At 56.0% G+C, this 26,110-nt stretch carries 21 protein-coding genes; 7 read left to right on the forward strand and 14 right to left on the reverse strand.

Going from position 1 to position 26,110, the window contains the following annotated elements:
* The first annotated feature begins 65 nt into the window (after window positions 1-65).
* Entirely contained in the window at window positions 66-2,237 is a 2,172-nt protein-coding gene (gene zntA, locus AC0TN7_RS01830; protein WP_463727391.1) for a Zn(II)/Cd(II)/Pb(II) translocating P-type ATPase ZntA, read from the forward strand.
* 89 nt (window positions 2,238-2,326) lie between these two features.
* Here zntA and ubiA read toward each other — a convergent pair whose 3' ends face one another.
* The 5 genes from ubiA to malK all read right to left on the reverse strand — a co-directional run bounded on the left by ubiA (window position 2,327) and on the right by malK (window position 7,477).
* A complete protein-coding gene (gene ubiA, locus AC0TN7_RS01835; RefSeq protein WP_024906685.1) occupies window positions 2,327-3,196 on the reverse strand; it encodes a 4-hydroxybenzoate octaprenyltransferase in 870 nt (289 codons plus the stop codon).
* A 12-nt stretch (window positions 3,197-3,208) separates the two neighbouring features.
* Window positions 3,209-3,706: a chorismate lyase gene (ubiC, locus tag AC0TN7_RS01840; RefSeq protein WP_024906684.1), complete on the reverse strand. Its 498-nt coding sequence runs from the start codon at window positions 3,704-3,706 to the stop codon at window positions 3,209-3,211.
* 180 nt (window positions 3,707-3,886) lie between these two features.
* On the reverse strand, window positions 3,887-4,840 hold the full coding sequence (malM, locus tag AC0TN7_RS01845) for a maltose operon protein MalM (protein ID WP_024906683.1): 954 nt from the start codon (window positions 4,838-4,840) through the stop codon (window positions 3,887-3,889).
* 112 nt (window positions 4,841-4,952) lie between these two features.
* Window positions 4,953-6,296: a maltoporin gene (locus AC0TN7_RS01850; protein ID WP_208763405.1), complete on the reverse strand. Its 1,344-nt coding sequence runs from the start codon at window positions 6,294-6,296 to the stop codon at window positions 4,953-4,955.
* A gap of 71 nt (window positions 6,297-6,367) precedes the next feature.
* Window positions 6,368-7,477 (reverse strand): maltose/maltodextrin ABC transporter ATP-binding protein MalK, encoded by a 1,110-nt coding sequence (gene malK, locus AC0TN7_RS01855; protein WP_023310005.1) that lies wholly within the window; start codon window positions 7,475-7,477, stop codon window positions 6,368-6,370.
* 370 nt (window positions 7,478-7,847) lie between these two features.
* On the opposite strand from malK, the gene malE reads away from it, so the two are divergent.
* The 3 genes from malE to malG all read left to right on the forward strand — a co-directional run bounded on the left by malE (window position 7,848) and on the right by malG (window position 11,608).
* Window positions 7,848-9,038, forward strand: coding sequence for a maltose/maltodextrin ABC transporter substrate-binding protein MalE (gene malE / locus AC0TN7_RS01860; protein ID WP_032645104.1), 1,191 nt, complete (start codon window positions 7,848-7,850; stop codon window positions 9,036-9,038).
* 120 nt (window positions 9,039-9,158) lie between these two features.
* Window positions 9,159-10,703: a maltose ABC transporter permease MalF gene (gene malF, locus AC0TN7_RS01865; protein ID WP_463727390.1), complete on the forward strand. Its 1,545-nt coding sequence runs from the start codon at window positions 9,159-9,161 to the stop codon at window positions 10,701-10,703.
* A 14-nt stretch (window positions 10,704-10,717) separates the two neighbouring features.
* Complete coding sequence (malG, locus tag AC0TN7_RS01870; RefSeq protein ID WP_008500077.1) at window positions 10,718-11,608, forward strand: maltose ABC transporter permease MalG; 891 nt, start codon at window positions 10,718-10,720, stop codon at window positions 11,606-11,608.
* 98 nt (window positions 11,609-11,706) lie between these two features.
* Here malG and psiE read toward each other — a convergent pair whose 3' ends face one another.
* The 6 genes from psiE to pgi form a co-directional block, all read right to left on the reverse strand.
* The gene (gene psiE / locus AC0TN7_RS01875; protein ID WP_000202963.1) at window positions 11,707-12,117 is read right to left on the reverse strand and encodes a phosphate-starvation-inducible protein PsiE; all 411 of its coding nucleotides are present in this window, start codon (window positions 12,115-12,117) and stop codon (window positions 11,707-11,709) included.
* 193 nt (window positions 12,118-12,310) lie between these two features.
* Window positions 12,311-14,407 carry a YjbH domain-containing protein gene (locus tag AC0TN7_RS01880; RefSeq protein WP_267215727.1) on the reverse strand — a complete coding sequence of 699 codons (2,097 nt, stop codon included), beginning with the start codon at window positions 14,405-14,407 and terminating at the stop codon, window positions 12,311-12,313.
* Complete coding sequence (locus AC0TN7_RS01885) at window positions 14,407-15,144, reverse strand: capsule biosynthesis GfcC family protein (RefSeq protein WP_090420800.1); 738 nt, start codon at window positions 15,142-15,144, stop codon at window positions 14,407-14,409. The genes AC0TN7_RS01880 and AC0TN7_RS01885 overlap by 1 nt, the downstream gene beginning before the upstream one ends.
* Window positions 15,141-15,779, reverse strand: a complete 639-nt coding sequence (locus tag AC0TN7_RS01890) for a YjbF family lipoprotein (protein WP_024906676.1) — start codon at window positions 15,777-15,779, stop codon at window positions 15,141-15,143. The genes AC0TN7_RS01885 and AC0TN7_RS01890 overlap by 4 nt, the downstream gene beginning before the upstream one ends.
* Window positions 15,780-15,842: 63 nt before the next feature.
* Complete coding sequence (gene yjbE, locus AC0TN7_RS01895; RefSeq protein WP_008503423.1) at window positions 15,843-16,085, reverse strand: exopolysaccharide production protein YjbE; 243 nt, start codon at window positions 16,083-16,085, stop codon at window positions 15,843-15,845.
* 367 nt (window positions 16,086-16,452) lie between these two features.
* Entirely contained in the window at window positions 16,453-18,102 is a 1,650-nt protein-coding gene (gene pgi / locus AC0TN7_RS01900) for a glucose-6-phosphate isomerase (protein ID WP_473701791.1), read from the reverse strand.
* Window positions 18,103-18,476: 374 nt separating this feature from the next.
* Between pgi and lysC the strand changes: the two genes are divergently transcribed.
* Window positions 18,477-19,826, forward strand: coding sequence for a lysine-sensitive aspartokinase 3 (gene lysC, locus AC0TN7_RS01905; protein ID WP_023334126.1), 1,350 nt, complete (start codon window positions 18,477-18,479; stop codon window positions 19,824-19,826).
* Window positions 19,827-19,867: 41 nt separating this feature from the next.
* Here the strand turns inward: lysC and AC0TN7_RS01910 are convergent, their stop codons facing one another.
* Genes AC0TN7_RS01910 through AC0TN7_RS01920 form a run of 3 tightly spaced genes read right to left on the reverse strand, consistent with a single transcriptional unit; the run spans window position 19,868 to window position 23,018 of the window.
* A complete protein-coding gene (locus tag AC0TN7_RS01910) occupies window positions 19,868-20,656 on the reverse strand; it encodes a nucleotidyltransferase domain-containing protein (protein ID WP_473701792.1) in 789 nt (262 codons plus the stop codon).
* Between the two features lie 3 nt (window positions 20,657-20,659).
* On the reverse strand, window positions 20,660-21,886 hold the full coding sequence (locus AC0TN7_RS01915) for an RtcB family protein (RefSeq protein ID WP_063622883.1): 1,227 nt from the start codon (window positions 21,884-21,886) through the stop codon (window positions 20,660-20,662).
* 4 nt (window positions 21,887-21,890) lie between these two features.
* Window positions 21,891-23,018, reverse strand: coding sequence for a slipin family protein (locus AC0TN7_RS01920; protein ID WP_148770066.1), 1,128 nt, complete (start codon window positions 23,016-23,018; stop codon window positions 21,891-21,893).
* Window positions 23,019-23,460: 442 nt separating this feature from the next.
* Here AC0TN7_RS01920 and rtcR point away from each other — a divergent pair, with 442 nt between their 5' ends.
* Window positions 23,461-25,035, forward strand: a complete 1,575-nt coding sequence (gene rtcR / locus AC0TN7_RS01925; RefSeq protein WP_048030173.1) for an RNA repair transcriptional activator RtcR — start codon at window positions 23,461-23,463, stop codon at window positions 25,033-25,035.
* Window positions 25,036-25,140: 105 nt separating this feature from the next.
* The gene (panS, locus tag AC0TN7_RS01930) at window positions 25,141-26,085 is read left to right on the forward strand and encodes a ketopantoate/pantoate/pantothenate transporter PanS (protein ID WP_407859322.1); all 945 of its coding nucleotides are present in this window, start codon (window positions 25,141-25,143) and stop codon (window positions 26,083-26,085) included.
* Window positions 26,086-26,110: the final 25 nt, after the last annotated feature.

Here is a 26,110-nt window from a genome sequence, read left to right on the forward strand (position 1 = left end):
CTCTGGAGTCGACTCCAGAGTGTATGCTGCGGTTAATGAGAAAATTATCATTACCGGAGACTGCCATGTCGACTCCAGAAACATCTAAAAAAGTTCCACAATTCTCGGCACTTAAGCTCAGCCCGGTTCCGCCGAAAGACGACTGCTGCTGCGAAGGCGTGTGCGAAACGCAAACTGAAATGCTGCCTGAAAGCGGCAACCACTACAGCTGGGTCGTTAACGGCATGGACTGCGCCGCCTGTGCGCGCAAAGTGGAAAACGCCGTCAAACAAGTGCCGGGCGTGAGTCACGTTCAGGTGCTGTTCGCCACGGAAAAGCTGCTGGTTAGCGCCGATAACGACGTCAGCAAACAGGTGGAAGCCGCCGTCAGCAAGGCGGGCTATACCCTTCGTAGCGAAACGGCGCCCGCTGAAAAAGCCTCTTCCCTGCAAGAAAACCTGCCGCTCATTACCCTCATCATCATGATGGCCCTGAGCTGGGGGCTGGAACAGTTCAACCACCCGTTCGGCAACCTGGCGTTTATCGCCACCACGCTGGTCGGGCTGTTCCCGATTGCCCGTCAGGCGCTGCGCCTGATGAAAAGCGGCAGCTGGTTTGCCATCGAAACGCTGATGAGCGTGGCGGCTATCGGGGCGCTGTTTATTGGCGCAACGGCAGAAGCGGCGATGGTGCTGCTGCTGTTCTTAATTGGCGAACGTCTTGAGGGCTGGGCAGCGAGCCGGGCGCGTAAAGGGGTCAGCGCGCTGATGGCGCTGAAGCCGGAAACCGCCACGCGCGTGGTAAACGGCACGCGTGAAACGGTCGCCATCACGACCCTTCGTCCGGGCGACGTGATTGAAGTCGCGGCAGGCGGACGCTTGCCTGCAGACGGTGCGCTGCTTACCGCCACCGCGAGCTTCGATGAAAGCGCCCTGACCGGCGAGTCCATTCCGGTTGAACGTGAGGCGGGTGAAAAAGTGCCTGCGGGTGCCACCAGCGTCGACCGTCTGGTACAGCTCACCGTGCTTTCCGAGCCGGGCGACAGCGCCATCGACCGTATCCTGAAGCTGATTGAAGAGGCCGAAGAGCGCCGCGCGCCGGTCGAACGCTTTATTGACCGCTTCAGCCGGATCTACACGCCCGCCATTATGCTGGTGGCTCTGCTGGTTACCGTCGTCCCACCGCTGTTCTTTGGCGCGCCGTGGGAAGGCTGGATTTATAAAGGGCTGACGCTATTGCTGATCGGCTGTCCGTGCGCGCTGGTGATTTCCACCCCGGCGGCCATTACCTCCGGGCTGGCGGCGGCGGCACGTCGCGGGGCGCTGATTAAGGGCGGCGCGGCGCTGGAGCAGCTGAGCCAGGTTCAGCAAATCGCGTTCGATAAAACCGGTACGCTGACCGTCGGCAAACCGCAGGTGACCGGCGTATATCCGCAGAACATCAGTGAAGATGAACTGCTGACCCTGGCCGCCGCCGTTGAACAGGGTTCCACTCACCCGCTGGCGCAGGCGATTGTGCGTGAAGCGCAGTCGCGCGGGCTGAACATCCCTCCGGCAACCGCCCAGCGGGCGCTGGTCGGGTCAGGGATTGAGGCCACCGTTGACGGTAAAAAGGTACTGATTGTCGCGGCTGGCAAGTCTTCTACTCCAGAGGTGGAGGCGTTAGAACAAACCGGACAAACTGTTGTGAGCGTGATGCAGGACGGCGTCGCAAAAGGGATGCTGGCGCTGCGCGACACCCTCCGCGATGACGCAAAAGAAGCCGTGGCGGCGCTACATCAGCTGGGCGTGAAGGGCGTGATTCTCACCGGCGATAACCCTCGCGCGGCGGCAGCAATTGCGGGTGAGCTGGGGCTGGCGTTTAAAGCCGGATTGCTGCCTGCGGATAAGGTCAGCGCGGTAACGGAGCTGAACGCTCAGACGCCGCTGGCGATGGTCGGTGACGGGATTAACGATGCTCCGGCGATGAAAGCGTCCACCATTGGTATTGCGATGGGCAGCGGGACCGACGTGGCGCTGGAAACGGCTGACGCGGCATTGACCCACAACCGCCTGACCGGGCTGGCGCAGATGATCGATCTTGCGCGCGCGACGCGGGCCAATATCCGTCAGAACATCGGTATCGCGCTGGGGTTGAAGGGGATTTTCCTGGTGACCACGCTGCTTGGCATGACCGGGCTGTGGCTGGCGGTACTGGCGGATACCGGGGCAACGGTGCTGGTGACGGCGAACGCGCTCAGGTTGTTGCGTCGCCGGTAAAAAAACGCCCGGTGGCGCTGACGCTTACCGGGCCTACATATCCTGCTAAATCGTAGGCCGGGTAAGGCGAAGCCGCCACCCGGCTTTTTTTATATGAAGTAGCTCATCGCCAGGCCTAAAAACAGCACCAGACCGACGTAGTTATTGTTCATAAACGCTTTGAAGCATGCGTCGCGTTCGCGCTTCGCAATCAGCTTTTGCTGGTACGCAAACAGCAGTCCCGCCACCAGCACGGACCAGTAGAACTCCCAGTTCAGCCCGTTCAGACGACCAATCGCCACCATCAGCGCCAGTACCGCAACCTGCAGGATACCGATAATCAGCTTGTCCTGACGGCCAAAGAGGATGGCGGTTGATTTGATGCCAATTTTCAGGTCATCGTCGCGGTCAACCATCGCGTACTGGGTGTCATACGCCACGGCCCAGAGAATATTCGCCAGGAACATCAGCCAGCAGCTGAGCGGTAAGGACTCACTAACCGCCGCAAACGCCATCGGAATCGACCAGCCAAACGCCGCCCCCAGCACCACCTGCGGCAGATGGGTGTAGCGCTTCATAAACGGATACACCCAGGCCAGGGCCAGCGCCGCAACGGAAAGCAGGATGGTCATGGTGTTGAGGGTTAACACCAGCAGGAAAGAGAGCAGCACCAGAACAATAAACAGCACGCGGGCTTCTTTCCCGGTCACCTGCCCGCTGGGTAACGGACGACCGGCAGTACGCTTAACATGACCATCGAATTTACGATCGGCATAGTCATTCACCACGCAGCCCGCCGCACGCATCAGCCAGACGCCGGCAACGAATACGCCAAGGATCCACAGCGGCGGCACGCCCGGCGTGGCGAGCCACAGCGCCCAGAGGGTCGGCCACAGCAACAGTAACGCGCCAATGGGTTTATCGGTACGCATTAAGCGGTGATACGCCAGCAGCTTATTCTGCGTCAGGCTCCACTCCATTTTTTCTTCCTCTTAGTACAACGGTGATGCCGGTAAAAAAAGCTCCGTCAGAATTAACGGTTTACCGCTCAGGCGAAGGCGGGAACGACGCCCCCAGAGTTCGGCATCACGACCAATCTCAATAAAATCCCGGGTAAGCTCAGACGAGGTGAAAAGGTAACGCCCCAGCGGCGTTTTCCCCAGACGTTGCAGCGCCAGTTCTGGCCCGGAAAGGGTGGACTCGGGCACCACCGTCCGCCCGGCAAGCCACGGCTCGCCATCGGCACAAAGTAAAATTTCACGCAGCCAGTAACGTGGCTCTTGCGGCAGCAGCGGCAGCTCGCTGGCAATCTCATCGCCAGAGACAAACCCTTCCTGAATCAGGGTCACCGTAACCGTTTTACCCTGCTGCTCAAAACGTTTCGTCATGGAATCTTCCAGCAGCAACCAGTCCAGTTGCTGCGGTTCAAGCGCAGGTATTTGGTCGAAATAGCGCAGCGCACGCAGTTGCGTTAGCGCAGGGTGTGACATGCCAGACTCTCCGATACATAACGTAATGGCATTGTATCGCAGAAACACGGATTGAGGGGGGCCAAACGTTATTTAACGATCACGATCGCAACAAGAGTGCAACAGCCCGGCGGAGACGAAAAAAAGTGCGCCCACTCAGGCGCACCAAACAACTAACAAATCAGCACTGCGGGGAAACGGTTACCCCTTGCCTTTTACACTGCTGATAAAGGTGGAACGGGCAGTGGTTGAACCTAAACGTTCGGCTTCATCAAGCAGTTTCAGCGCTTTATCGACATCGCCGCGCTTCACCGCCTGCTTAATGGCGTTGTTGAAGTATTCTTCGGTGTCGTTCAGTACCGGCTCCGCTTTCTTCGTCGGGGCCGGTGCTGCGGTCGCTACCGGTGCGGCTGCCGTGGCAGCTGGCGCGGTATAGGCAGGCGCAGCGGTGTTGCCTACGGTGACAGGCCCGGTACCGGAGGAGCCAAACAGCGGGCCGACCAGGACGCTGGACGCACTATTGGTAGACACTTTCAGCTTCACAAGACCGTCAGTGGTGTGGCGGGCGATTGGGTCCGGGATATCCGGCACGGCGTTACCTACGCCTTTGGCATAGGCCTTAGCGGGATCAAGCAGCGTAGTGGTTTGCTGCAAATCTTTTTCCGTGGTGAAGACGAGTACATAAATTTTCTGCTGACCCAGCGCAGGCGTCAGTCGCATTACCCCTTCAAGGCGGTCTGCGCTCATGACACCAGGCTCCTGATAGGTAAAGTATTCGCTTGGGAAGAACGCAGAAGGCGTCATGTTCTGGTCAAGAATGAGCACGTTCGGTGCAAAAACGCTAGTCTGCTTGTTAACTTCACTTGTGAGCGTCAACGTCAGTTCGCCAATGTTTGCAGGCACGCTGTATGCAACCACCGGACCACTGATGCCCGGAACATTAAGTGGTTGCCCCCCCGTCGAGAGCTGGGTCGTTTGGGCTTTAGATTGATCGACAGGCGTCCAGACCAGCTGTTGCAACGCAGCGGCCGGAATGGCCGGCGCGGATGTTGTGTTTTGCGGAACGAAATTCACATTAGCGAGCGTTACTGCTGGCGCGCTTGCCAGCAGCCCTGCGGATAAACAAAGGGCAAGGAGAGTTTTGTTCATTTTCATTGTTATCACCTCAAAATGCACAGGTCAGCGGTAGCCAGGCAATAGCGCGCCGTCCCAAGGATTGAGGGGCTTGCGCCCCTCAGTTTGGTCATTACGTCAGATTAAGACGGGATTACCACCAGATTTCCATCTGGGCGCCGAAGGACCACTCGTCGTTGTCACCGCGACCGAAGGAACCACCGTTAAAGCCATCTTTGACTGCTTTACCAAAGTTCGCGTTGTTGGAAGGGTTACCGGTGTAGTCGTAGCCCCATTTTTCATCCCACTTGGCATAAGTTGCGAAGACGCGGATTGCTGGACGTGACCAGATGCTGTCACCTGCCTGCCACTGTTGCGCCAGGGTGATTTTGTACTGGTTGTTGGTTTCGCCAGTTTCCTGGGATTTGACGTTGTCGTAACCCACTTCCAGCAAGGTACTCATGATTGGCGTCCATTTGAACATTGGACGAACGCCCACGGTCCACCATTTGGTGCCGTTATTATTATCCCAGTCGATATCCTGATACATACCAACGTACATCAGGTCCCAACGATCGCCCAAAGAGATTGCACCATGATCCAGGATACGCAGCAGGCTACCGTTATTGTTGATGTCATAGGCGAAATGTGAGTTAGGATCGATACCTACCCCAGAACCTTGAGACAGGCCTTTACCCTGAGAAGTCATTGAATCGGTCGCATACTGAACCACAAATTTGTTATAGCCCTTCAGCATGCTCTGAGTATGTTCAGCAGTGAACATCCAACCATCTTTAGACGCGCCGTCAACCAAACGATAATCATCACGTGGGTTAGCACGACCGTAGTCAACGCCCAGTTCCAGCGTACCCCCTGGGTTGATTTCCATCTGAGCTAAACGAACATCGAAAACATCGTTCGCCGTTTTTTGGTTGTAATCATAAATGCTGTCGCTACCAAAGGTAGCAGAGCCGCCTGTTTCAGTGGAGCGTGTCGCCGCTAAAGACAGTTTACCGAAGCCAAGATCGATGTTTTCAAGACCTGCACCAGGCCCTGAAATATCCCAGTAGTAGAAGTCGATCATGTGGACGTCATGACGCTGATAGAAGCGCTTACCGGCCCAGATGGTAGAACCTGGCAACCATTCAATCAGGTTTTTACCCTGCACGTTAGCTTCACGGAAAGCTGGGCTGGTGGCTTCCCAGTCGTTTTCCTGGTTAACTGAATAAGCTACGTTAGTGTCAAAATAGAAGCTTTTATCGCCTTCTTTCCACACTTCCTGACCCAGTTTCAGTTCCGCATAGGTTTCACATTCGTTACCCAGACGGTATTTACTTTGAGCACCGGTTGCCTGGAAGCACTGCTGTTGACCACCACTCCCCGTCCAGCCAATACCGGAACGAGCATAACCATGGAAATCCACGGCCATTGCCTGAGCAGACATTACGCCCGCTGCGACGGCAACTGCCAGAGGAAGTTTGCGCAGAGTAATCATCATTCTATCTCCTGAGATCATTGCTTTTCTTTGAACACTTCACCTGTCGGTTTCGTGTCTTCTTTTGGGATTGCTTAAACGCCTGGCTCTTTGTGCAACCGACGACATGCAGTGCCATCCTCACGGAACAGATGGCAACGCTCTGGCGGCAAGCCGATAGCGAATGTGGCACCCTCTTCTACCAACACCACGTCGTTCTGGCGGTAGACCAGGTTCTGACGGATGGCGGGGATCTGGATATGAATCTGTGTTTCGTGACCAAGCTGTTCGACAACCTGAACGTCACCTTCCAGGGTCACATCGGCGATGTGGCTCGGCAACAGGTGCTCAGGACGAATACCGAGGGACATGTTTGCCCCGACCTGTACGTTGGCGCTGTCGACCGGCAGCCAGACCTGCTGGCGGTTTGGCAGCTCCACCTGTACCTGTTCAATCGCGGTCGCGGTCACTTTGACGGGCAGGAAGTTCATCTTTGGCGAGCCAATGAAGCCCGCAACAAAGCGGTCTGCCGGGTAGTGGTACAGCTCCAGCGGTTTGCCCACCTGCGCCACGCGGCCGGCATCCAGCACCACGATTTTGTCGGCGAGGGTCATCGCTTCCACCTGATCATGGGTGACGTAAATCATCGTGCGGCCAAGACGCTTGTGCAGACGGGAGATTTCGATACGCATCTGGACGCGCAGGGCGGCATCCAGGTTAGAGAGAGGTTCATCAAGCAGGAACACGCGCGGTTCGGCCACCAGCGTACGGCCAATCGCCACACGCTGACGCTGGCCACCGGAGAGCGCTTTCGGCTTACGCTCCAGCAGGTGCGCCAGCTGTAACACTTCCGCCACCTGCGTCACGCGCTGGTTAATAACCTCTTTCTTCGCGCCGGCCAGCTTCAGGCCAAAGGACATGTTCTCGGCAACGGAAAGGTGGGGATAGAGTGCATAAGACTGAAACACCATACCGACGCCACGTTCGGCAGGTGGGATGTCGTTCATTCGGGTATCACCGATCAGCAGGTCACCGCTGGTGATGGTTTCAAGACCGGCAATCATACGCAGCAGAGTAGATTTACCACAGCCTGATGGGCCAACAAACACCACGAACTCGCCTTCGTTGATGTCCAGATTGATGTCTTTCGACACCACAACGTCACCCCAGGCTTTCGTTACATTACGCAGCTGTACGCTCGCCATGCCCTTCTCCCTTCGTTACAACCTGTCACCGACAGAAACATTCAAGATAAGTTCACTATGGGGTATCCATTACTTTCCCGAATCCTCCACCCCCCGCCTTTTTTATGGGGGAGGAGGCGGGAGGATGAGGGAGCAGGCTCTGCGACCGCTGCGGGAGGGCTGAGGCAAAATTCGTGAAGCCGCCTGCAAAATTCGGTGGGTTTTTATGTGCGCCAGCACTCATAACTTAAATTTATGCAACGGAGATCACACAAACCGGGGGTGGGGCGTAGGGGTTGGGAGGATGGAAAGAGGATGTCAAATAAGGAGACTGAGACACGTTGAACCACTGAAGTCATACCACGAGACATCACCAAAAAGGATGGCAGCTATGAATATCAAGACTGGCGCACGCGTTTTCGCATTGTCCGCCCTCGCAGCAATGATGATTTCCGCACCGGCGCTCGCCAAAATTGAAGAAGGCAAACTGGTTATCTGGATTAACGGCGACAAGGGCTATAACGGCCTGGCCGAAGTGGGCAAAAAATTCGAGAAAGATACCGGCATCAAAGTGACCGTAGAGCACCCGGACAAACTGGAAGAGAAATTCCCGCAGGTTGCGGCAACCGGCGATGGCCCGGACATCATCTTCTGGGCGCATGACCGTTTCGGGGGTTACGCGCAGTCTGGCCTGCTGGCTGAAGTGACGCCAGACAAAGCCTTCCAGGACAAACTGTTCCCGTTCACCTGGGACGCCGTTCGCTATAACGGCAAGCTGATCGCTTACCCAATCGCGGTTGAAGCCCTGTCTCTGATTTACAACAAAGACCTGGTCCCTAACCCGCCGAAGACCTGGGAAGAGATCCCGAAACTGGATAAAGAGCTGAAGGCGAAAGGTAAATCCGCCCTGATGTTCAACCTGCAAGAGCCGTACTTCACCTGGCCGCTGATTGCTGCCGACGGCGGTTACGCGTTCAAGTTTGAAAACGGCAAGTATGACGTGAAAGACGTGGGCGTGGACAACGCGGGCGCGAAAGCGGGTCTGACCTTCCTGGTTGACCTGATCAAGAACAAACACATGAACGCGGATACCGATTACTCCATCGCGGAAGCGGCGTTCAACAAAGGCGAAACCGCGATGACCATCAACGGTCCGTGGGCCTGGACCAACATCGATAAGAGCAAAATCAACTACGGCGTGACGCTGCTGCCAACCTTCAAAGGCAAGCCGTCTAAACCGTTCGTTGGCGTGCTGAGCGCGGGCATCAACGCCGCCAGCCCGAACAAAGAGTTGGCGAAAGAGTTCCTGGAAAACTACCTGCTGACCGATCAGGGTCTGGATGAAGTGAACAAGGACAAACCGCTGGGTGCCGTCGCGCTGAAATCCTTCCAGGATCATCTGGCGAAAGACCCACGTATCGCGGCCACCATGGATAACGCCCAGAAAGGCGAAATCATGCCGAACATCCCACAGATGGCCGCGTTCTGGTACGCCACACGTACCGCGGTTATCAACGCTGCAAGCGGTCGTCAGACTGTCGATGCCGCGCTGAAAGATGCTCAGGGTCGTATTACTAAGTAAGCAGAAAAACGGCGGGTGGCGCGTGCGCTTACCCGCCCTACGACTACGGCACGATCCGTAGGTCAGGTAAGCGCAGCGCCACCTGACGATAAGATTCCACCGTTGTAGAGGAAGAACCCCATGGATGTCATTAAAAAGAAACGCTGGTGGCAAAGCGACGCGCTGAAGTGGTCAGCGATCGGTCTGCTGTGCCTGCTGGTGGGTTACCTTGTTGTTTTAATGTACGTACAAGGGGAATATCTGTTCGCCATCATGACGCTGATTTTAAGCTCTGCTGGCCTGTATATTTTCGCTAATCGTAAAGCCTATGCCTGGCGCTATGTCTACCCGGGCGTGGCCGGGATGGGGCTGTTTGTCCTGTTCCCGCTGATTTGCACCATCGCCATTGCATTTACCAACTACAGTAGCACCAACCAGCTTGCGCAGGAACGCGCGCAGCAGGTCCTGCTGGATCGCTCATATCAGGCAGGCAAGACCTTTAACTTCGGCCTGTATCCTGCCGGTAACGAGTGGAAGTTAGCGCTTACTGACGAAGCAAGCAGCAAATACTATGTCTCCGACGCGTTCAAATTTGGCGGCGAGCAGAAGCTGGCCTTAAAGGAGGCACAGGCCCTGCCGGAAGGTGAACGTGCCAACTTACGCATCATTACCCAGAACCGTCAGGCGCTGACTCAGCTCACCGCCGTACTGCCAGACGAAAGCAAAGTGACCATGAGCTCGCTGCGCCAGTTCTCCGGCACGCAGCCGCTCTATACTCTGGCGGATGACGGCACGCTGACCAATAACCAGAGCGGCGTAAAATATCGTCCAAACAACGACATTGGTTTCTATCAGTCCATTACTGCCGACGGCAAATGGGGTGATGACAAACTCAGCCCGGGCTACACCGTCACCATCGGCTGGGACAACTTTACCCGCGTGTTTACCGACGAAGGCATTCAGAAACCGTTCTTCGCCATCTTCGTCTGGACGGTGGTCTTCTCCGTACTGACCGTGATCCTGACCGTTGCCGTGGGTATGGTGCTGGCCTGCCTCGTCCAGTGGGAATCCCTGAAGGGCAAAGCGATTTACCGCGTACTGCTGATTCTGCCGTATGCCGTGCCGTCGTTTATCTCGATTCTGATTTTCAAAGGGCTGTTTAACCAGAGCTTCGGTGAAATCAACATGATGCTGAGCGCGCTGTTTGGCATCAAACCGGCCTGGTTCAGCGACCCAACCACCGCCCGCTCGATGATCATCATCGTCAATACCTGGCTGGGCTATCCGTACATGATGATCCTGTGCATGGGCCTGCTGAAGGCCATCCCGGACGATCTGTACGAAGCCTCGGCGATGGACGGCGCGGGCCCGTTCCAGAACTTCTTTAAGATTACGCTGCCGCTGCTCATCAAGCCGCTCACCCCGCTGATGATTGCCAGCTTCGCCTTTAACTTTAACAACTTCGTGCTGATTCAGCTGTTGACCAACGGTGGTCCGGATCGCCTTGGCACCACGACGCCGGCAGGTTATACCGACCTGCTCGTGAGCTACACCTACCGTATCGCCTTCGAAGGCGGCGGCGGTCAGGACTTCGGTCTGGCGGCGGCGATTGCCACCCTGATCTTCCTGCTGGTAGGCGCACTGGCGATTGTGAACCTGAAAGCCACACGTATGAAATTTGACTAAGGAGGGCATCGATCATGGCAATGGTACAACCCAAATCTCAGAAGCTGCGCCTCCTGGCGACGCACTTAGGCCTGCTGATTTTCATCGCGGCGATCATGTTCCCGCTGCTGATGGTTATCGCCATCTCCCTGCGTTCGGGTAACTTCGCCACCGGGAGCCTGATCCCGGACGAAATCTCCTGGGAGCACTGGAAGCTCGCGCTGGGCTTCAGCGTGGAGCACGCGGATGGCCGCGTCACGCCGCCGCCGTTCCCGGTGCTGCTGTGGCTGTGGAACTCGGTGAAAATCGCAGGTATTACCGCTATTGGTATCGTGGCGCTGTCCACCACCTGCGCTTACGCCTTTGCCCGTATGCGTTTCCCGGGCAAAGCGACGCTGCTGAAAGGGATGCTGATTTTCCAGATGTTCCCAGCCGTGCTGTCGCTGGTGGCGTTGTATGCCCTGTTTGACCGTCTGGGCCAGTACATTCCATTTATCGGTCTGAACACCCACGGCGGCGTTATCTTCGCCTATCTTGGCGGTATCGCACTGCATGTATGGACCATTAAAGGCTATTTCGAAACCATCGACGGCTCGCTGGAAGAAGCGGCCGCGCTGGATGGGGCTACCCCGTGGCAGGCGTTCCGCCTGGTGCTGCTGCCGCTGTCGGTGCCGATTCTGGCGGTGGTGTTTATCCTGTCGTTTATCGCTGCGATCACCGAAGTACCGGTTGCCTCACTGTTACTGCGTGATGTGAACAGCTACACCCTGGCCGTGGGTATGCAGCAATACCTCAATCCGCAAAACTACCTGTGGGGTGACTTTGCCGCGGCGGCCGTACTTTCCGCCATCCCGATTACCGTGGTGTTCCTGCTGGCGCAGCGCTGGCTGGTCAACGGCCTGACGGCGGGCGGTGTGAAAGGTTAAGTTTCATTTTGTTATGCCACTGCAACCCTCAACTTTAGACGTATTGTATTGACCCAACTTGTGACTGTTGTTAGGCGGCCTCCGGGCCGCCATTTTTTTTATTCTCGCTTCAGCCGCTTCGAGTTACACAGCCAGAGGGTGATCACCAGCAGCAGGATCGCCGCCGAGTAGATCAGCACGTCGAGCGGGGATTTATGATCGACGATGATCAGCCGCACAATCGCGGTGATCCCAATGTAGACAAAATAACGCAGCGGGAAGTGAAAGCCGGACTGAAAGTACTTCACAATCAGGGCGATAAATTCAAAGTAGAGAAAGTAGACCACCAGGCCTTCCACCAGCGCATATTTGCTGGTTTGTTCAGGGGCAAACAGTACATCCGCCAGATGCACCGTCTCTTTACCCAAAAAGACGACCAGTATCAGGCCAAGGCTCAACAGACCGAGGTTCAGCACGGTCTGGAGGATAGTTGAGATAAACTCAACGCGCGGGCGAGTCAGGGATGTCATACAGCACCTCATTCTCCAGGGCGAGGTTTCTGTATAACGCAAAAATGTGACGGAGATCTATATTTTTTGTTTATGTTTAGCGCACCGGAGAGGATTCCCCTCACCCCGGCCCTCTCCCCAAAGGGGCGAGGGGGAAAAGACAGCACCGAGCGATCCCCTCTCCCCTTTGGGGAGAGGGTTAGGGTGAGGGGCATCAGCGGAAGTTAATGTTCTTGTCGCTGGTCATGTCGTACAGCTGGAACTTACGCCCAAGCTGCTGACCACCGTCGCGCGTCAGCGGCGTCCAGCCGATGGCCGCGCGGCTGCGGGTTGGGCCTGACGAGAACAGATCCAGCGGAATTGACACGTAAACCCCTTTGGTGAAGTCCCCTTCCCCATATTCGTCCGGCGAGACGTTGGTGATGGTGGCGTAGCCGCCCACCACGACGCCGCTGTCGAAGTGTTTGGAGATGTCCAGCGTGCCGCCCTTATCGCCCGCCAGGTACTGGCCGACGCTGGCTTTCACCAGCACGTCAGGTGCGAACGACGGCGTCCAGTAGGCGGTCAGGTGACCGGTTTTGACGCTGTAGTCGGTGAACTTCATCATGTCCTGGGCGCTGCGCCAGTCACGCTGCTTGACGTAGTTGGCATCAACCCCGAACGCCCAGTTGCTGTCGACAGGACGATAAAGCACTTCCGCCCCCGCGCCGCCGTACATGGTTTCCAGATACCCGCCGTACACCTGGCCGTAGAAGCCGTTGCCGAAGTACTGGAAATAGTTGGCCTGCAGGTTATTCACGTAGGCATCGTTCTGCACGTACTCACGTACGCGGGTACGCACGCGCGGCAGCTGTGAGTCTTTTGGCGGGTTGGTATAGTTGAACTTGTCGTAGTTGTTAGCGATGTTGCCAAACAGGCTGCCGGTGGTCAGCAGGTGGTCAGTAAGCCACAGATCCGCCGTCGCCATGACGCCCAGCTGATACATGTAGAAGTTTTCCGGCCCGCCGACGGACTGGTTCAGCACCGGATCGATATGGAAATCGAAGCGCGACTTGTCGATATACCAGCCCTGCTCGGTGGTCTCCGGCACGATCGGCTCTACGCGTTTTTGCACCAGCTCGGTTTCATGCCCGAGCGGTTCGCCTTCCAGGTGGCGCTTAAGGCTGGCAACGTCCGTTTCCGTCGTCACCTGCGGCAGGTTGAGACGATTCTCCGTCACGCGGATCGTGCGGATCCCGTCCGGGAGATCGTTCATGATGATCCGGTTGGCGCGTTCGATCCCTTCGCGCGAGTCGCGGTATTTCACCTGCTCGCCGGTGACGTACAGCGTATCGCCTTTCACCTGAATTTTCGGATCCGCCAGACCGGCATTGTATTTCAGCAGCGTCAGCTGGTTTGCCACCACGGAGTGCTGCAGAATCGCATCCTGCGGCTCCGGCTGGTATGCAGGCCGCGCGTTATCATTGTAGTGCGGCCGCATGTCGTTAAAGTTGGTGCGCAGCGTGAAGCCAAACATCACCGTATTGCCGCGCTCGTAGCTGAGGTTAACGTCGGCCCAGTCGGTGACGCGATAAATGGCGCCGACGTTAAACTTGCTCTTCTGCTCAATCTTCCCGGCGAAGTCCTGCGAGTAGTCATTCCCCTCGTACTCCAGCTTCAGGCGTAATGGCTGCCAGGGTGTTTGATACTCTACACCGCCAAACAGCGACGCCGGACCGTGGAACATCTGGTCCCCGTTGATGGAGCCCGCTTTCTGGTAGCTGTTATCGCGATAGCAGTATTTATCGCTGTAGGAGCAAAACGGGTTTTTCACGTTGCCGCTGGTGCCGAGATAGCCCCATCCCAGACCGAGTGAGAAATCAAACGGTCCCCAGGCCTTGCTGGCCACGATGTATTCCGCGTCAAACAGACCGGTACCGCCGATATCTTTGGCACCCACTGAGACCTGCGGCATCCAGTAGCTCTCTTCCCACAGGCGCAGCTTGACGTCGAAGGCTTTATCTTTGTAGGTCTGATCGCCTGAGAACGCCTCGACGCTGCTGTATTGTTTCGTCCGCACGTCGGTATAGCGCAGCGTGGTTTCAAGCCACGGGAACAGCTGCACCGACGCCGAGTAGTAGCGATACTGGTCGTTATCACGGTAGTTAAGGCTAATTTCCCCTTCGCGCGCCATACGCGCGGTGGGCGTTTGCAGTAAACCGACGCCGCCGAAGTCTGACTGAGACGGGCCAATGGGTGCCGGATACGTTTCTGCATGGCAGGCGGCACTCACGCAGAGCGCCAGCATGCTGTAGAGATAGGTTCTTTTCATTATTCCGGTATCCGCTGAATCAGGGAGTGAAGGATATCGGCGTTAAGCCCGTCATACGCCTTCGTCCAGAAATGGTCGGCAAAACCGACAAAAATAATGCTGCCCGGCATGGGTTCGATATGCCGTTTATTCCAGTAAGCGACGGGAGCTTTTTGCGTGTGGCCGTCAGGGTAAACCACCCAGGCGTAGCTGTTATCCGCGCCGCTCAGCATGCTCTGCTCGTCGAGGTAGCTCGCCACGTCACGACCGGGCGTAAAGGGCTTATTACCCGGGCTGCTGATAAGCCCCATCACGGTCACCGTCGTCGGCTTCGCTGGCAGCCAGAGCGTATAGTCCCCTTCCAGGGTCGGGTTGCCGTTTTCCGTGACACGCACGTCATCCGGATCAAGATTGACGTTCTGTCGGCCCGTCACCTTCAGCGCCTGCAGCTGCTGACGGACGCTGTTAATGGCCGCCGCGTCGTCGCCATCTTCCTGCTCCGCGAGTCCCGTCAGCCTCGCAAGGAGCGCCTTGTGCTGTTGTTCCGCTTCAGCGGTCTTCTGCCGTTCAGCGATGACCGCGCCCGGCCACCAGCTGTTGGCAAGCCTTGGCTGTCCGACGAGATCGAGCAGATGCTCGGCGTGGGTTAAGGTTTTGGGTTTTTCACTGTCCGGCGTGTAGACCTTTACCGTCCCGGCGGACCATGCCAGCGGCGCGGCAAAACTGGCGATAAGTGCAACGTGAATGAGCGTTTTCATGATTTCGCCGCCTTGATCAGGGTGGTTTTGACCGGGAAGAATCCGGCACCGAGATACTGTAAGGACTGACGGATCTGCCCTTCCTCGTCGATCCAGAAGCGGTTGTGCCAGGTAGCCTGGTCGGTGGTGACCTCTTCATCCAGCACGCGAACCTGCGTTTCGTCGCTGCCGACTTTCACGCTGTCGGTGCCGTCCCAGCGGAAGGTCGAGCGTGCCGTGGCGTAACGCACCTGCTTGTGTTCGGTCCAGCCCATCGTGCGCGTCCAGCCTGCGCCGTCGGCGATCTGGTTCGGCTTGATCAGCGGGTCGTCGGCGATATTATTCACCTCCAGCAGGTTATCGCCGCCCAACAGGGTTTTCACGATACGGCCATGCTGCGTCACGATGGTAGCCTGATCCTGCGTCACCCATTTCTGCTGCCCGTTTTCATCGAAAGCGAGCACCACAAACAGTTGCGGGCCATCGTTAAGCTGCATGTACTGGCTGGCATAGGGCATGTTCTGAAGTTCGTCATCGGTCAGATGCACGCCCGGTGTGCCGAACAGGCTTTCCCACAGTGAGTTTCCCAGCCCTTTAGTGGTGGCCGAGCACGCCTGCAGCAGCAGGCAAATCAGAATGATTGCAGGTCGCTTCACGACTCTTCTCCGAAGGGGCGAAATAACCACACCGAAGTGTGGTTATGATTAAAACACCCGCTATTACTGGGTGCTGGTTGTCGTGGTGGTCGTGGTTCCGGTGTTGGAGCCATCACCGCCACCGGTTGCCGCCAGCGCGACACCCACGGCTGAACTTACGGTGCTGGCGCTGGCTGCGGTAGAACTTCCCGCAGACGCAGACGTCGCAGCCGACCCTGCCGCTTCCCCGACCTGAACCGGAGCTGCATAGACAGATGTCGCCGCAAGCGCAGATATGGCAAAAATGCCATACAGTACTTTCTTCATAACAATTTCCCTTCAATGAATGAATGGAGATTTGCCCGAAAAGAATTTCAGGCGGAATCGAGTATACACAACTACTGCCGTGGGTTTGCCGTAAGAGGAAATAGGGAGAGGGTTTTCGGACTAATGGTTAAAATGGAAATGAAAGACAAACGACATAAATATATAATTTATAAAAATCAATAAGTTATAATATAAATATATTAATGAACTACTGCGTATTTTCTTAAAATAAACCGCAGCAATTAACGGGTTAACCGTCTTTTTCGGATTAAACTCAGAACCAGAATTTGAGTTAACTAACTGACATCAGGAATTATCCGATAAAAAAATGCCGGCATTTCGCCGGCACGTTTTCATGACGTTTTAATTACGCACGCCATGCTTTATAACGGTTGATCAAACCATTTGTTGAGCTGTCATGGCTGGCAACTGCTTTATCATCACCCAGCTCTGGCAGAATACGGTTTGCCAGCTGTTTGCCCAGCTCAACGCCCCACTGGTCAAAGGTGAAGATGTTCAGGATCGCGCCCTGCGTGAAGATTTTGTGCTCGTACAGGGCAATCAGCGCACCCAGGCTGAACGGCGTGATTTCGCGCAGCAGGATGGAGTTGGTTGGACGGTTGCCTTCGAACACCTTGAACGGCACCACGTGGTCCAGCGTGGCCGGATCTTTACCCTGGTCGCGGTATTCCTGCTCTACCACCTCGCGGGATTTACCGAACGCCAGCGCTTCGGTCTGAGCGAAGAAGTTAGACAGCAGTTTCGGGTGGTGATCGGACAGCGGGTTATGGGTGATAGCCGGCGCGATGAAATCGCACGGTACCATTTTGGTGCCCTGGTGAATCAGCTGGTAGAAGGCATGCTGGCCGTTAGTACCCGGCTCGCCCCAGATGATTGGGCCAGTCTGGTAGTCCACCGCGTTGCCATTACGGTCCACGTATTTACCGTTGGATTCCATGTTGCCCTGCTGGAAGTACGCAGCAAAGCGGTGCATATACTGGTCGTACGGCAGGATCGCTTCGGTTTCAGCGCCGAAGAAGTTGTTGTACCAGATCCCGATCAGCGCCAGCAGCACCGGCAGGTTTTTCTCAGGCGCGGTGGTGGAGAAGTGTTTGTCCATCGCGTGCGCGCCGGAGAGCAGCTCAACGAAGTTGTCGAAGCCCACGGACAGGATGATGGACAGGCCAATTGCAGACCACAGAGAGTAGCGGCCACCAACCCAGTCCCAGAACTCGAACATGTTCGCGGTGTCGATACCGAACTCGCTGACGGCTTTACCGTTGGTAGACAGCGCCGCGAAGTGTTTCGCCACGTGCTTGTTGTCGCCCGCGGTTTTCAGGAACCAGTCGCGCGCGCTGTGGGCGTTGGTCATGGTTTCCTGGGTGGTAAAGGTTTTAGACGCAACCAGGAACAGGGTGGTTTCCGGGTTCACGTTCTTCAGCACTTCGGCGATGTGGGTACCATCGACGTTAGACACAAAGTGCATATTGAGGTGGTTTTTGTACGGGCGCAGCGCTTCGGTCACCATGAACGGACCGAGGTCAGAACCGCCGATACCGATGTTAACCACGTCAGTGATCGCTTTGCCAGTGTAGCCTTTCCAGTTGCCGGAGATGATCGCTTCGGAGAAGGTTTTCATCTTTTCCAGCACCGCGTTCACTTCCGGCATGACGTCTTTACCGTCGACGATGATTGGCGTATTGCTACGGTTACGCAGGGCCACGTGCAGCACGGCACGGTCTTCGGTGCGGTTGATTTTCTCACCGGAGAACATGGATTTGATGGCGTCGGCCAGCGCAGTTTCTTTCGCCAGATCCTGCAGTTTAGCCAGCGTCTCTTCGGTAATGCGGTTTTTGGAGAAATCCACCAGCATCAGGTCGTCGAAGGTCGCGGAGAACTTGTTGAAACGATCGGCATCTTTCGCGAACAGATCCGCGATGGTGACGTCTTTCATTTCATCAAAATGTTTCTGGAGTGCCTGCCAGGCAGCGGTCTGCGTTGGGTTGATGTTTTTCATTAGCAATACTCTTCTGATTTGAGAATTGTGACTGCGGTCGATTGTAGCGCCTGCAAATAAAAATTGTGATGGTTTTTATGCCATTGCCCTGGCCTGCATCAAACGCAGGTGAAAAGACCCGAAAAGTATAGCTGCTGAAACGCCCTCCCGGGGCGGCGAAATGTCGGTCAAAATGCCCTAAAACGGAGCATAAAATCTGGCTCTGTTATAAGTCCTGTTTCTCAGGGGTACCCCCCCATAAAAAATCCGCATAATCCCAGCATTGACAGGACCTCCCCCGCATTTTATTTATAGGGCCGTATTTTGCGCCTGCACCTGTTTTCGTTTCACTCTTGTGCCAAGGTCGCTTATTCATTCCCTGACACGAGGTTGTTATGACGAGTTTTGTGGTCGCCAAGTTTGGCGGCACCAGTGTGGCCGATTACGATGCCATGAACCGCAGCGCCGATGTGGTGCTGGCCGATCCGAATACCCGCCTGGTGGTGCTGTCTGCATCTGCCGGCGTGACGAACCTGCTGGTTTCTCTGTCTGAAGGACTGGAAGCGACAGAACGTTTCGTGAAGCTGGATGCACTGCGCAAAATTCAGTTCGACATTCTTGAGCGTCTGCAGAACCCGAACGTGATCCGCGAGGAAGTGGAACGTCTGCTGGAAAATATCACTACCCTGGCAGAAGCCGCCTCGCTGGCCACCTCCACCGCCCTGACCGACGAGCTGGTTAGCCACGGCGAGCTGATGTCCACCCTGCTGTTTGTTGAAATCATGCGCGAGCGTAACATTCAGGCGCAGTGGTTTGACGTGCGAAAAGTGATGCGTACCAGCGACCGCTTTGGCCGTGCCGAGCCGGACGTTGAAGCACTGGCCGAACTGACCAATCAGCAGCTGGCCCCGCGTCTGGCAGACGGTATCGTGATCACCCAGGGCTTTATCGGCAGTGAAGCGAAGGGCCGCACCACCACGCTTGGCCGTGGCGGCAGCGACTACACCGCCGCGCTGCTGGGCGAAGCCCTGCATGCCACGCGCGTGGATATCTGGACTGACGTTCCTGGCATTTACACCACCGACCCGCGCGTCGTTTCTGCGGCGAAACGTATTGACGTGATCGCCTTTGAAGAAGCGGCTGAAATGGCCACCTTCGGTGCGAAAGTTCTGCATCCGGCAACCCTTTTGCCAGCCGTACGTAGCGATATTCCGGTCTTCGTTGGCTCCAGTAAAGATCCGAAAGCGGGCGGGACGCTGGTCTGCAAGAAAACGGAAAACCCGCCGCTGTTCCGCGCCCTGGCCCTGCGCCGTCGCCAGACGCTGGTGACGCTCCACAGCCACAATATGCTGCACTCCCGCGGTTTCCTGGCGGAAGTGTTTGGCATTCTGGCACGCCACAACATCTCCGTGGATCTGATCACCACCTCTGAAGTGAGCATTGCGCTGACGCTGGACACCACCGGTTCTACCTCAACCGGCGACACCCTGCTGACGCAGTCGCTGCTGATTGAGCTGTCCGAGCTGTGCCGCGTGGAAGTAGAAGAAGACCTGGCGCTGGTTGCCATCATTGGCAACAAGCTGTCGCGCGCCTGCGGCGTGGGCAAAGAGGTGTTTGGCGTGCTCGACCCGTTCAGCATCCGCATGATCTGCTACGGCGCGTCCAGCTATAACCTCTGCTTCCTGGTGCCTGCCGATCAGGCCGAGCAGGTCGTGCAGAAACTTCATCAGAATTTGTTTGAATAAGCGCAAGAATGGCCCGGGCGTTTTCACTACCGGGCCATTCTTTAGCTTTTCATTACTGTTCTCATCAGCAGCGAATCCAGATCTTTTAAATTTCCTTCTCTGCTGTCGGGTAGTACCGACGGTACTTCTCCTCTCACCAGCTCACTTTGCAAAAAAGCATGGAGTAAGGGCCGTTTAGGGCCATATTCCGTTTCACCTGCGCGCTGTTTTATTTCCAGTAATGCATCGATTTCCGCACGTAACGGCGCACACAGTTCGCTCCCGGCAAGCAGTTCGGCAAAACGCATCGGTGGAACGCCTTTCCCCGCTTCTACCCACCGCGCCGCCAGCAAAGGGCGCAGAACGTAAAAATACTTTTTCAGCCGAACCGTTTCCTCCTGTAAATATCCACGGAAGTTTTTTCGGGCCATTGAGTAGTAATGCCAGCGGGCGCGCAATGGCGAAAACCACGCGGGTATCAGCGCGCGCAACTCGGCCACTACCGTCTCATCCTCCTGATAAACAACAGGGGAATCCAGCCACTCGATAAGCGTCGGGTTTGCCCCCTTCAGCAGGCCCAGTGCCTTGCGCCATTCCCAGCCACAAACGTCCAGTTCATCATCTATCGGCAGCTCGATCACATCCCGTTGGGCTTCGACGCGCAAATACCATTCTGGGCGGTGAACGTACAAAAACCGTACATCATAATCGCTATCCGGTGAGGCAAAACCCCATCCCCGACTGCCCGATTCACAGGCGTAGAGCACGCGCACGTTATAGCGCTGCTCTATATCGTGAAGTTGCCCGCATACGCGTGCACGCATCGCGCTATCAACATCGTTGTTGCTCATTTTTTATCCTTTTACACACACGACCTGTCGCAGGGTGTGAACGATCTCCACCAGCGACGATTGCGCGGCCATCACGGCGTCAATGTCTTTATAGGCCATCGGCGTTTCATCGATGACCTCATTGTCTTTGCGACACTCTACGTGAGAGGTCGCCTGAATATGGTCGCTAAGGGTATAGCGTTTTTTTGCCGCCGTTCGGCTCATCACTCGCCCAGCGCCGTGGCTGCAGGAACAGAAGCTTTGCTCGTTGCCGAGGCCACGCACGATGAAGCTCTTTGCGCCCATTGAGCCCGGAATAATCCCCATCTGCCCTTTCTGCGCCGACACCGCACCTTTGCGCGTGATCAGTACCTCTTCCCCAAAGTGATGCTCTTTCTGCACATAGTTATGATGGCAGTTAACCGCCTCCTGCTGCGTAATAAAGGGCTTAGTCACTTCGCGAGAGAGCGCCGCCAGCACGCGCGACATCATCACTTCCCGATTGTGGCGGGCAAAATCCTGCGCCCACTCCACCGCCTCGATGTAATCCTCATAGTGACGACTCCCCTCCTGAAAATAGGCCAGATTTTTATCCGGCAGATGTCCCAGGTGATGCTGCATATCCTGCTGTGCCAGGGCGATAAACACATTACCGATGGCGTTTCCTACGCCGCGCGAGCCACTGTGCAACATCACCCAGACGCGCTGCTGCTCATCGAGGCAAATTTCAATAAAGTGGTTTCCGGTACCCAGCGTGCCCAGATGCTGATAGTTGTTGGTTTTCAGCAACTGCGGGTATTTATCCGTGAGTTGTTTAAAACGTGGGGCCAGCACCCACCAGCGATCGTCCACTTCTTTCGGGGGCGTTTCCCACGCGCCTTTATCACGTCGAGAACGCGTATTGGTTCTCCCATGCGGTACTGCCTGTTCAATGGCGCTACGTAAACCGCTGAGATTATCCGGCAAATCACCGGCCACCAGCGACGTGCGAACGGCAATCATCCCGCAACCAATATCCACGCCAACCGCCGCAGGAATAATTGCCCCTTTGGTCGGAATCACGCTGCCGATGGTTGAGCCTTTACCGAGATGAACGTCGGGCATCACCGCAAGGTGTTTGAAAATAAACGGCATCTTTGCGGTATTCAGTAACTGCGCTTGTGCCTCTGGCTCCACGGGCACACCGTGAGTCCACATTTTGATCGGGGCGCCGTTTGGCGCTGTCAGTAATTCAAAATCATTCTGTTGCATTGCGTTATCCTTTCAGGTTAACAAGGCCGTGTAATACCTGGTCCAGGCCACCAAATACTGAAATTTTGTCGATACGCTCCGCGACCCTTTCCAGGGTTTCCAGCTCTTTTAAACGCAGCGCCACCGGGTTGTTCTCCATCACCTTTGCGGTGTTTAACAGCGATCGTGTCGCCGCCGTTTCTTCACGTCGGCGAATAACATTCGCCTGGGCCGATTTTTCGGCCTCTACCAGACGGGATAAAATCGTTTTCATATCACCAGGTAAAACAATATCTTTTACCCCAAGCGACGCAATTTCCATTCCAAAGGATGACAGGCGGCCTTGCACCTGTTTGCTGACCACCTCATCAATGATCTGCTTATCTTCCAGTAACTCATCGAGCGTGCGGGTTCCGACCGCCTCACGCAGTGCGAACTGGAGTTCGCGGTACAAATGTTCCAGCGGTTTCGTAAGCTGTCCGCAGGCCTGCAGCACGTCGCTGTAGCGCCAGTTAGCCGCCAGGTTCAGGCGCAGGTTAACTTTGTCCTTCGTCAGGATCTCCTGCCCGCTCACTTCTACTACCTGAAGGCGCGTATCCACTACCTCTGCCTCGACGAGATGGTTAATTTTCCAGTATGCCGTCAGTCCCGGCGGTAACAGTGCCTGAATTTCTCCGTCGATTTTCACCACCCCGACGTGCCAGGCAGGCACCTGTACGACCAGCATCGCGTCGCGCCCTTTTACCGCGCCATTGCGACGCGGCTGCAGAGCAGCATTCATCACGTCCTCCGGCACCCGAACATCGCGGGTATCAATTCTTCGCAGGCTCAACGCCGCATCCTGCTGCCAGTACAGACGACGTGTACAAGGCGGCACAATCTCCTGCAATACTCCGTTGTTCGATAACACCCCGATTTCATCCGCAGTAAGATCAACCGCCAGGCAGTAACGTACCACCCAGTCAGGCTGAAAGCGGCGCAGATAATCCGCCAGCGCACCCGGCACCTCGCTGCCATCCTGGCTCACCACCAGCACGTCGTCAGTATTGAACCAACCCAGACGGTGTTCACCCGCCTCCAGTACCCGGTAATAATCGCCAGCTTTTGCTACCAGTCCTAACTGACCTTTTTTTATCGTGATTTTTTTAGCCATTTTATATTCCTTAAAGTCAGGCGCGGGTGCAGGCACGAAATCACAGGGGAATGCCTTTTCGCCTGCGATCCGGCGCCATTACCGGCGACCTTCATTGGGATTGCTGACTGCGCAATCCCCCGTTTTTACTTTGATGTTTACAACCAGTTTTCATTGGGAGAATGAATCGGGAATCGAACCCTTCTGTCTGTCATTGGTTGACGGAACGCCCCCGGAAAACAGCCTTGCCGTTCCTGGTGCGCCGACGGGGCCTTAACCCCCAGTGTGCTCAACGTCGTGACATTATCTGTATTGCCAGAAGCGTGCCAAAAACAAAAATCGCCGTTTTATTTTTTTATTTTATTGATAATTAATGTTTTTTATTTATCAGGCTTTTCATGCATTGTCGTTCGGCTCAACATTTTTTATCCTGTTATATCGACAATTATCTTTCTGGATAAACATGAAGAAGCGGAAGGTGGTGATCGGGGTGCTTGGCACCGTGATGGATAAACGGGGAAAGCGGGCTAATCGCTTTCGCAAATGGCGACCGACCGTCGGGCTGTGCCAACAGCCGGATTTCCCGGTCGACAGGCTGGAGCTGCTACATCAACCGCGAGATCTCGGCATGGCTCAGCAACTGGCGGAAGATATTGTGCTGGTTTCCCCCCACACCGAGGTGCGTCCCAGCACGGTAATCATTGAAGACCCATGGGATTTCGAAGAGGTTTATGCCGCGTTTCTCGATTTCGCCACCCAGTACACGTTTGATACCGATCACGAAGAGTATTTCGTCCACATCACCACCGGCACGCATGTGGCGCAGATCTGCTGGTTCCTCCTGACGGAAGCCCGCTATCTTCCCGCCAGCCTTTTGCAGACTGGCCCTGCCAGAAAAGAAGCCTCTGCTGAGGAGACTGCAGCCGGAACTTACTCAATTATCGACCTGGATTTAAGCCGCTACACAACCCTTACCAACCGTTTTCAGCGCGAGCAGCAGCAGTCAATCTCATTTCTGAAAGCGGGCATTGATACGCGAAATGCCACCTTTAACACTCTTATCGACAAGATTGAACGCGTGGCGCTACGTTCAACAGCCCCGATCCTGCTGACCGGCCCCACCGGCGCGGGCAAGTCGTTCCTCGCGAACCGCATTTATCAGCTTAAGCAGTCACGCCATCAGGTTTCCGGCAAGCTGGTTTCCGTCAACTGCGCGACCCTGCGCGGTGATAACGCCATGTCCACGCTGTTCGGCCATGTGAAAGGAGCCTTTACCGGCGCACTGTCGGCGCGCAGCGGCCTGCTGCGTGAAGCCGATGGCGGCGTCCTTTTCCTCGACGAGATTGCCGAACTAGGCCTCGATGAACAGGCGATGCTGCTCAAAGCCATTGAAGAGAAAACTTTTTTCCCGTTTGGCTCCGATAAAGAAGTTCACAGCGATTTTCAACTTATCGCCGGAACCCACCGTGATATGCGCCAGTGGGTGGCAGAGGGACGTTTTCGTGAAGATCTCTATGCCCGTATTAATATGTGGAGCTTTGCCTTGCCCGGCCTTGCCCAACGGAAAGAGGACATCACGCCGAATGTCGACTACGAACTTCAACGTTTCTCTCGCGAAAGCCAGACGCAAATCCGCTTCGATAAAGAGGCGCGCGAAGGCTATCTGGCCTTTGCCTGTTCCAGCAGGGCGCTGTGGCGGGGCAACTTTCGCGAACTGAGCGCCAGCGTCGCACGCATGGCGACGCTGGCGGAACGAGGGCGTATTACTCAGGATCTGGTGCTGGAGGAGATCTCACGTCTTCAGACCGACTGGCAAACTGACGTGACGCAGCCTGCAACTGACATGGAGATTGACCTCTTTGACCAGCGGCAACTTGAAACGGTGCTGGAGGTATGTCGCCGCAGCGCATCGTTGTCTGAAGCCGGACGTGAGCTGTTTGCCGTTTCACGGCTCAAAAAAGCCAATCCTAACGACGCCGACCGACTGCGCAAATATCTGGCTCGCTTTAGTCTGAGCTGGGAAAGCATCCGGTCATAATTCATTTGAATATTACTTCCTTACGCGATAAACAATAACTATAGCCGGGCTCGATCCCGGCTTTTTATAACAAACACACACAACATTCATCGCAAGGAAATCATTATGTTATCCGCTATTACGCGGCTGTTCCCGTTATGGGCGCTGCTGCTCTCCGTACTCGCGTATTACACGCCCACCACGTTCACCGGAATTGGTCCGTGGGTCACCACGCTGCTGATGCTGATCATGTTCGGTATGGGCGTGCATCTGAAAGTCGACGACTTCAAACGCGTGCTGTCTCGCCCAGCGCCCGTCGCGGCAGGAATATTTCTGCACTACCTGGTGATGCCGCTCGCGGCGTGGCTGCTGGCGATGGCCTTTAAGATGCCGCCCGACCTTTCCGCCGGGATGGTGCTGGTGGGCAGCGTGGCCAGCGGCACGGCGTCCAACGTCATGATCTATCTGGCGAAAGGTGACGTGGCGCTCTCCGTCACTATCTCGTCCGTCTCTACGCTGGTGGGCGTGATTGCCACGCCGCTGTTAACCCGCCTGTACGTGGATGCGCATATTCAGGTGGACGTGATGGGCATGCTGCTGAGCATTCTGCAGATTGTGGTGATCCCGATTGCGGTGGGGCTGGCCATTCACCATCTTTTCCCGCGCGTGGTGAAGGCCGTTGAGCCATACCTGCCCGCGTTTTCAATGGCCTGTATTCTGGCCATCATCAGCGCCGTGGTAGCGGGCTCCGCCTCGCACATTGCTTCCGTAGGCTTTGTGGTGATCGTCGCGGTGGTGCTGCATAACACCATTGGCCTGCTGGGCGGCTACTGGGGCGGGAAACTGTTTGGCTTCGACGAATCGACCTGCCGCACGCTGGCAATCGAGGTAGGGATGCAGAACTCCGGCCTGGCGGCGGCGCTCGGTAAAATTTACTTCTCCCCGCTGGCGGCCCTGCCTGGCGCGCTGTTCTCCGTCTGGCACAACCTCTCCGGCTCGCTGCTGGCGGGCTACTGGTCCGGCAAACCGATTGATGAACAAACAAAAAAAGATGCGGTGAAGCAGGGTTAATTTACGCTGCTTGCTTTACACTGAA

The organism is Enterobacter sp. PL_is511 (assembly GCF_055816065.1).

What these genes read in the sequence shown, in the direction of transcription:
- zntA (WP_463727391.1), top strand. Translation starts at nt 66, where the DNA reads ATGTCGACTCCAGAAACATCTAAAAAAGTTCCACAATTCTCGGCACTT.
- ubiA (WP_024906685.1), bottom strand. Translation starts at nt 3,196, where the DNA reads ATGGAGTGGAGCCTGACGCAGAATAAGCTGCTGGCGTATCACCGCTTA.
- ubiC (WP_024906684.1), bottom strand. Translation starts at nt 3,706, where the DNA reads ATGTCACACCCTGCGCTAACGCAACTGCGTGCGCTGCGCTATTTCGAC.
- malM (WP_024906683.1), bottom strand. Translation starts at nt 4,840, where the DNA reads ATGAAAATGAACAAAACTCTCCTTGCCCTTTGTTTATCCGCAGGGCTG.
- AC0TN7_RS01850 (WP_208763405.1), bottom strand. Translation starts at nt 6,296, where the DNA reads ATGATGATTACTCTGCGCAAACTTCCTCTGGCAGTTGCCGTCGCAGCG.
- malK (WP_023310005.1), bottom strand. Translation starts at nt 7,477, where the DNA reads ATGGCGAGCGTACAGCTGCGTAATGTAACGAAAGCCTGGGGTGACGTT.
- malE (WP_032645104.1), top strand. Translation starts at nt 7,848, where the DNA reads ATGAATATCAAGACTGGCGCACGCGTTTTCGCATTGTCCGCCCTCGCA.
- malF (WP_463727390.1), top strand. Translation starts at nt 9,159, where the DNA reads ATGGATGTCATTAAAAAGAAACGCTGGTGGCAAAGCGACGCGCTGAAG.
- malG (WP_008500077.1), top strand. Translation starts at nt 10,718, where the DNA reads ATGGCAATGGTACAACCCAAATCTCAGAAGCTGCGCCTCCTGGCGACG.
- psiE (WP_000202963.1), bottom strand. Translation starts at nt 12,117, where the DNA reads ATGACATCCCTGACTCGCCCGCGCGTTGAGTTTATCTCAACTATCCTC.
- AC0TN7_RS01880 (WP_267215727.1), bottom strand. Translation starts at nt 14,407, where the DNA reads ATGAAAAGAACCTATCTCTACAGCATGCTGGCGCTCTGCGTGAGTGCC.
- AC0TN7_RS01885 (WP_090420800.1), bottom strand. Translation starts at nt 15,144, where the DNA reads ATGAAAACGCTCATTCACGTTGCACTTATCGCCAGTTTTGCCGCGCCG.
- yjbE (WP_008503423.1), bottom strand. Translation starts at nt 16,085, where the DNA reads ATGAAGAAAGTACTGTATGGCATTTTTGCCATATCTGCGCTTGCGGCG.
- pgi (WP_473701791.1), bottom strand. Translation starts at nt 18,102, where the DNA reads ATGAAAAACATCAACCCAACGCAGACCGCTGCCTGGCAGGCACTCCAG.
- lysC (WP_023334126.1), top strand. Translation starts at nt 18,477, where the DNA reads ATGACGAGTTTTGTGGTCGCCAAGTTTGGCGGCACCAGTGTGGCCGAT.
- AC0TN7_RS01910 (WP_473701792.1), bottom strand. Translation starts at nt 20,656, where the DNA reads ATGAGCAACAACGATGTTGATAGCGCGATGCGTGCACGCGTATGCGGG.
- AC0TN7_RS01915 (WP_063622883.1), bottom strand. Translation starts at nt 21,886, where the DNA reads ATGCAACAGAATGATTTTGAATTACTGACAGCGCCAAACGGCGCCCCG.
- AC0TN7_RS01920 (WP_148770066.1), bottom strand. Translation starts at nt 23,018, where the DNA reads ATGGCTAAAAAAATCACGATAAAAAAAGGTCAGTTAGGACTGGTAGCA.
- rtcR (WP_048030173.1), top strand. Translation starts at nt 23,461, where the DNA reads ATGAAGAAGCGGAAGGTGGTGATCGGGGTGCTTGGCACCGTGATGGAT.
- panS (WP_407859322.1), top strand. Translation starts at nt 25,141, where the DNA reads ATGTTATCCGCTATTACGCGGCTGTTCCCGTTATGGGCGCTGCTGCTC.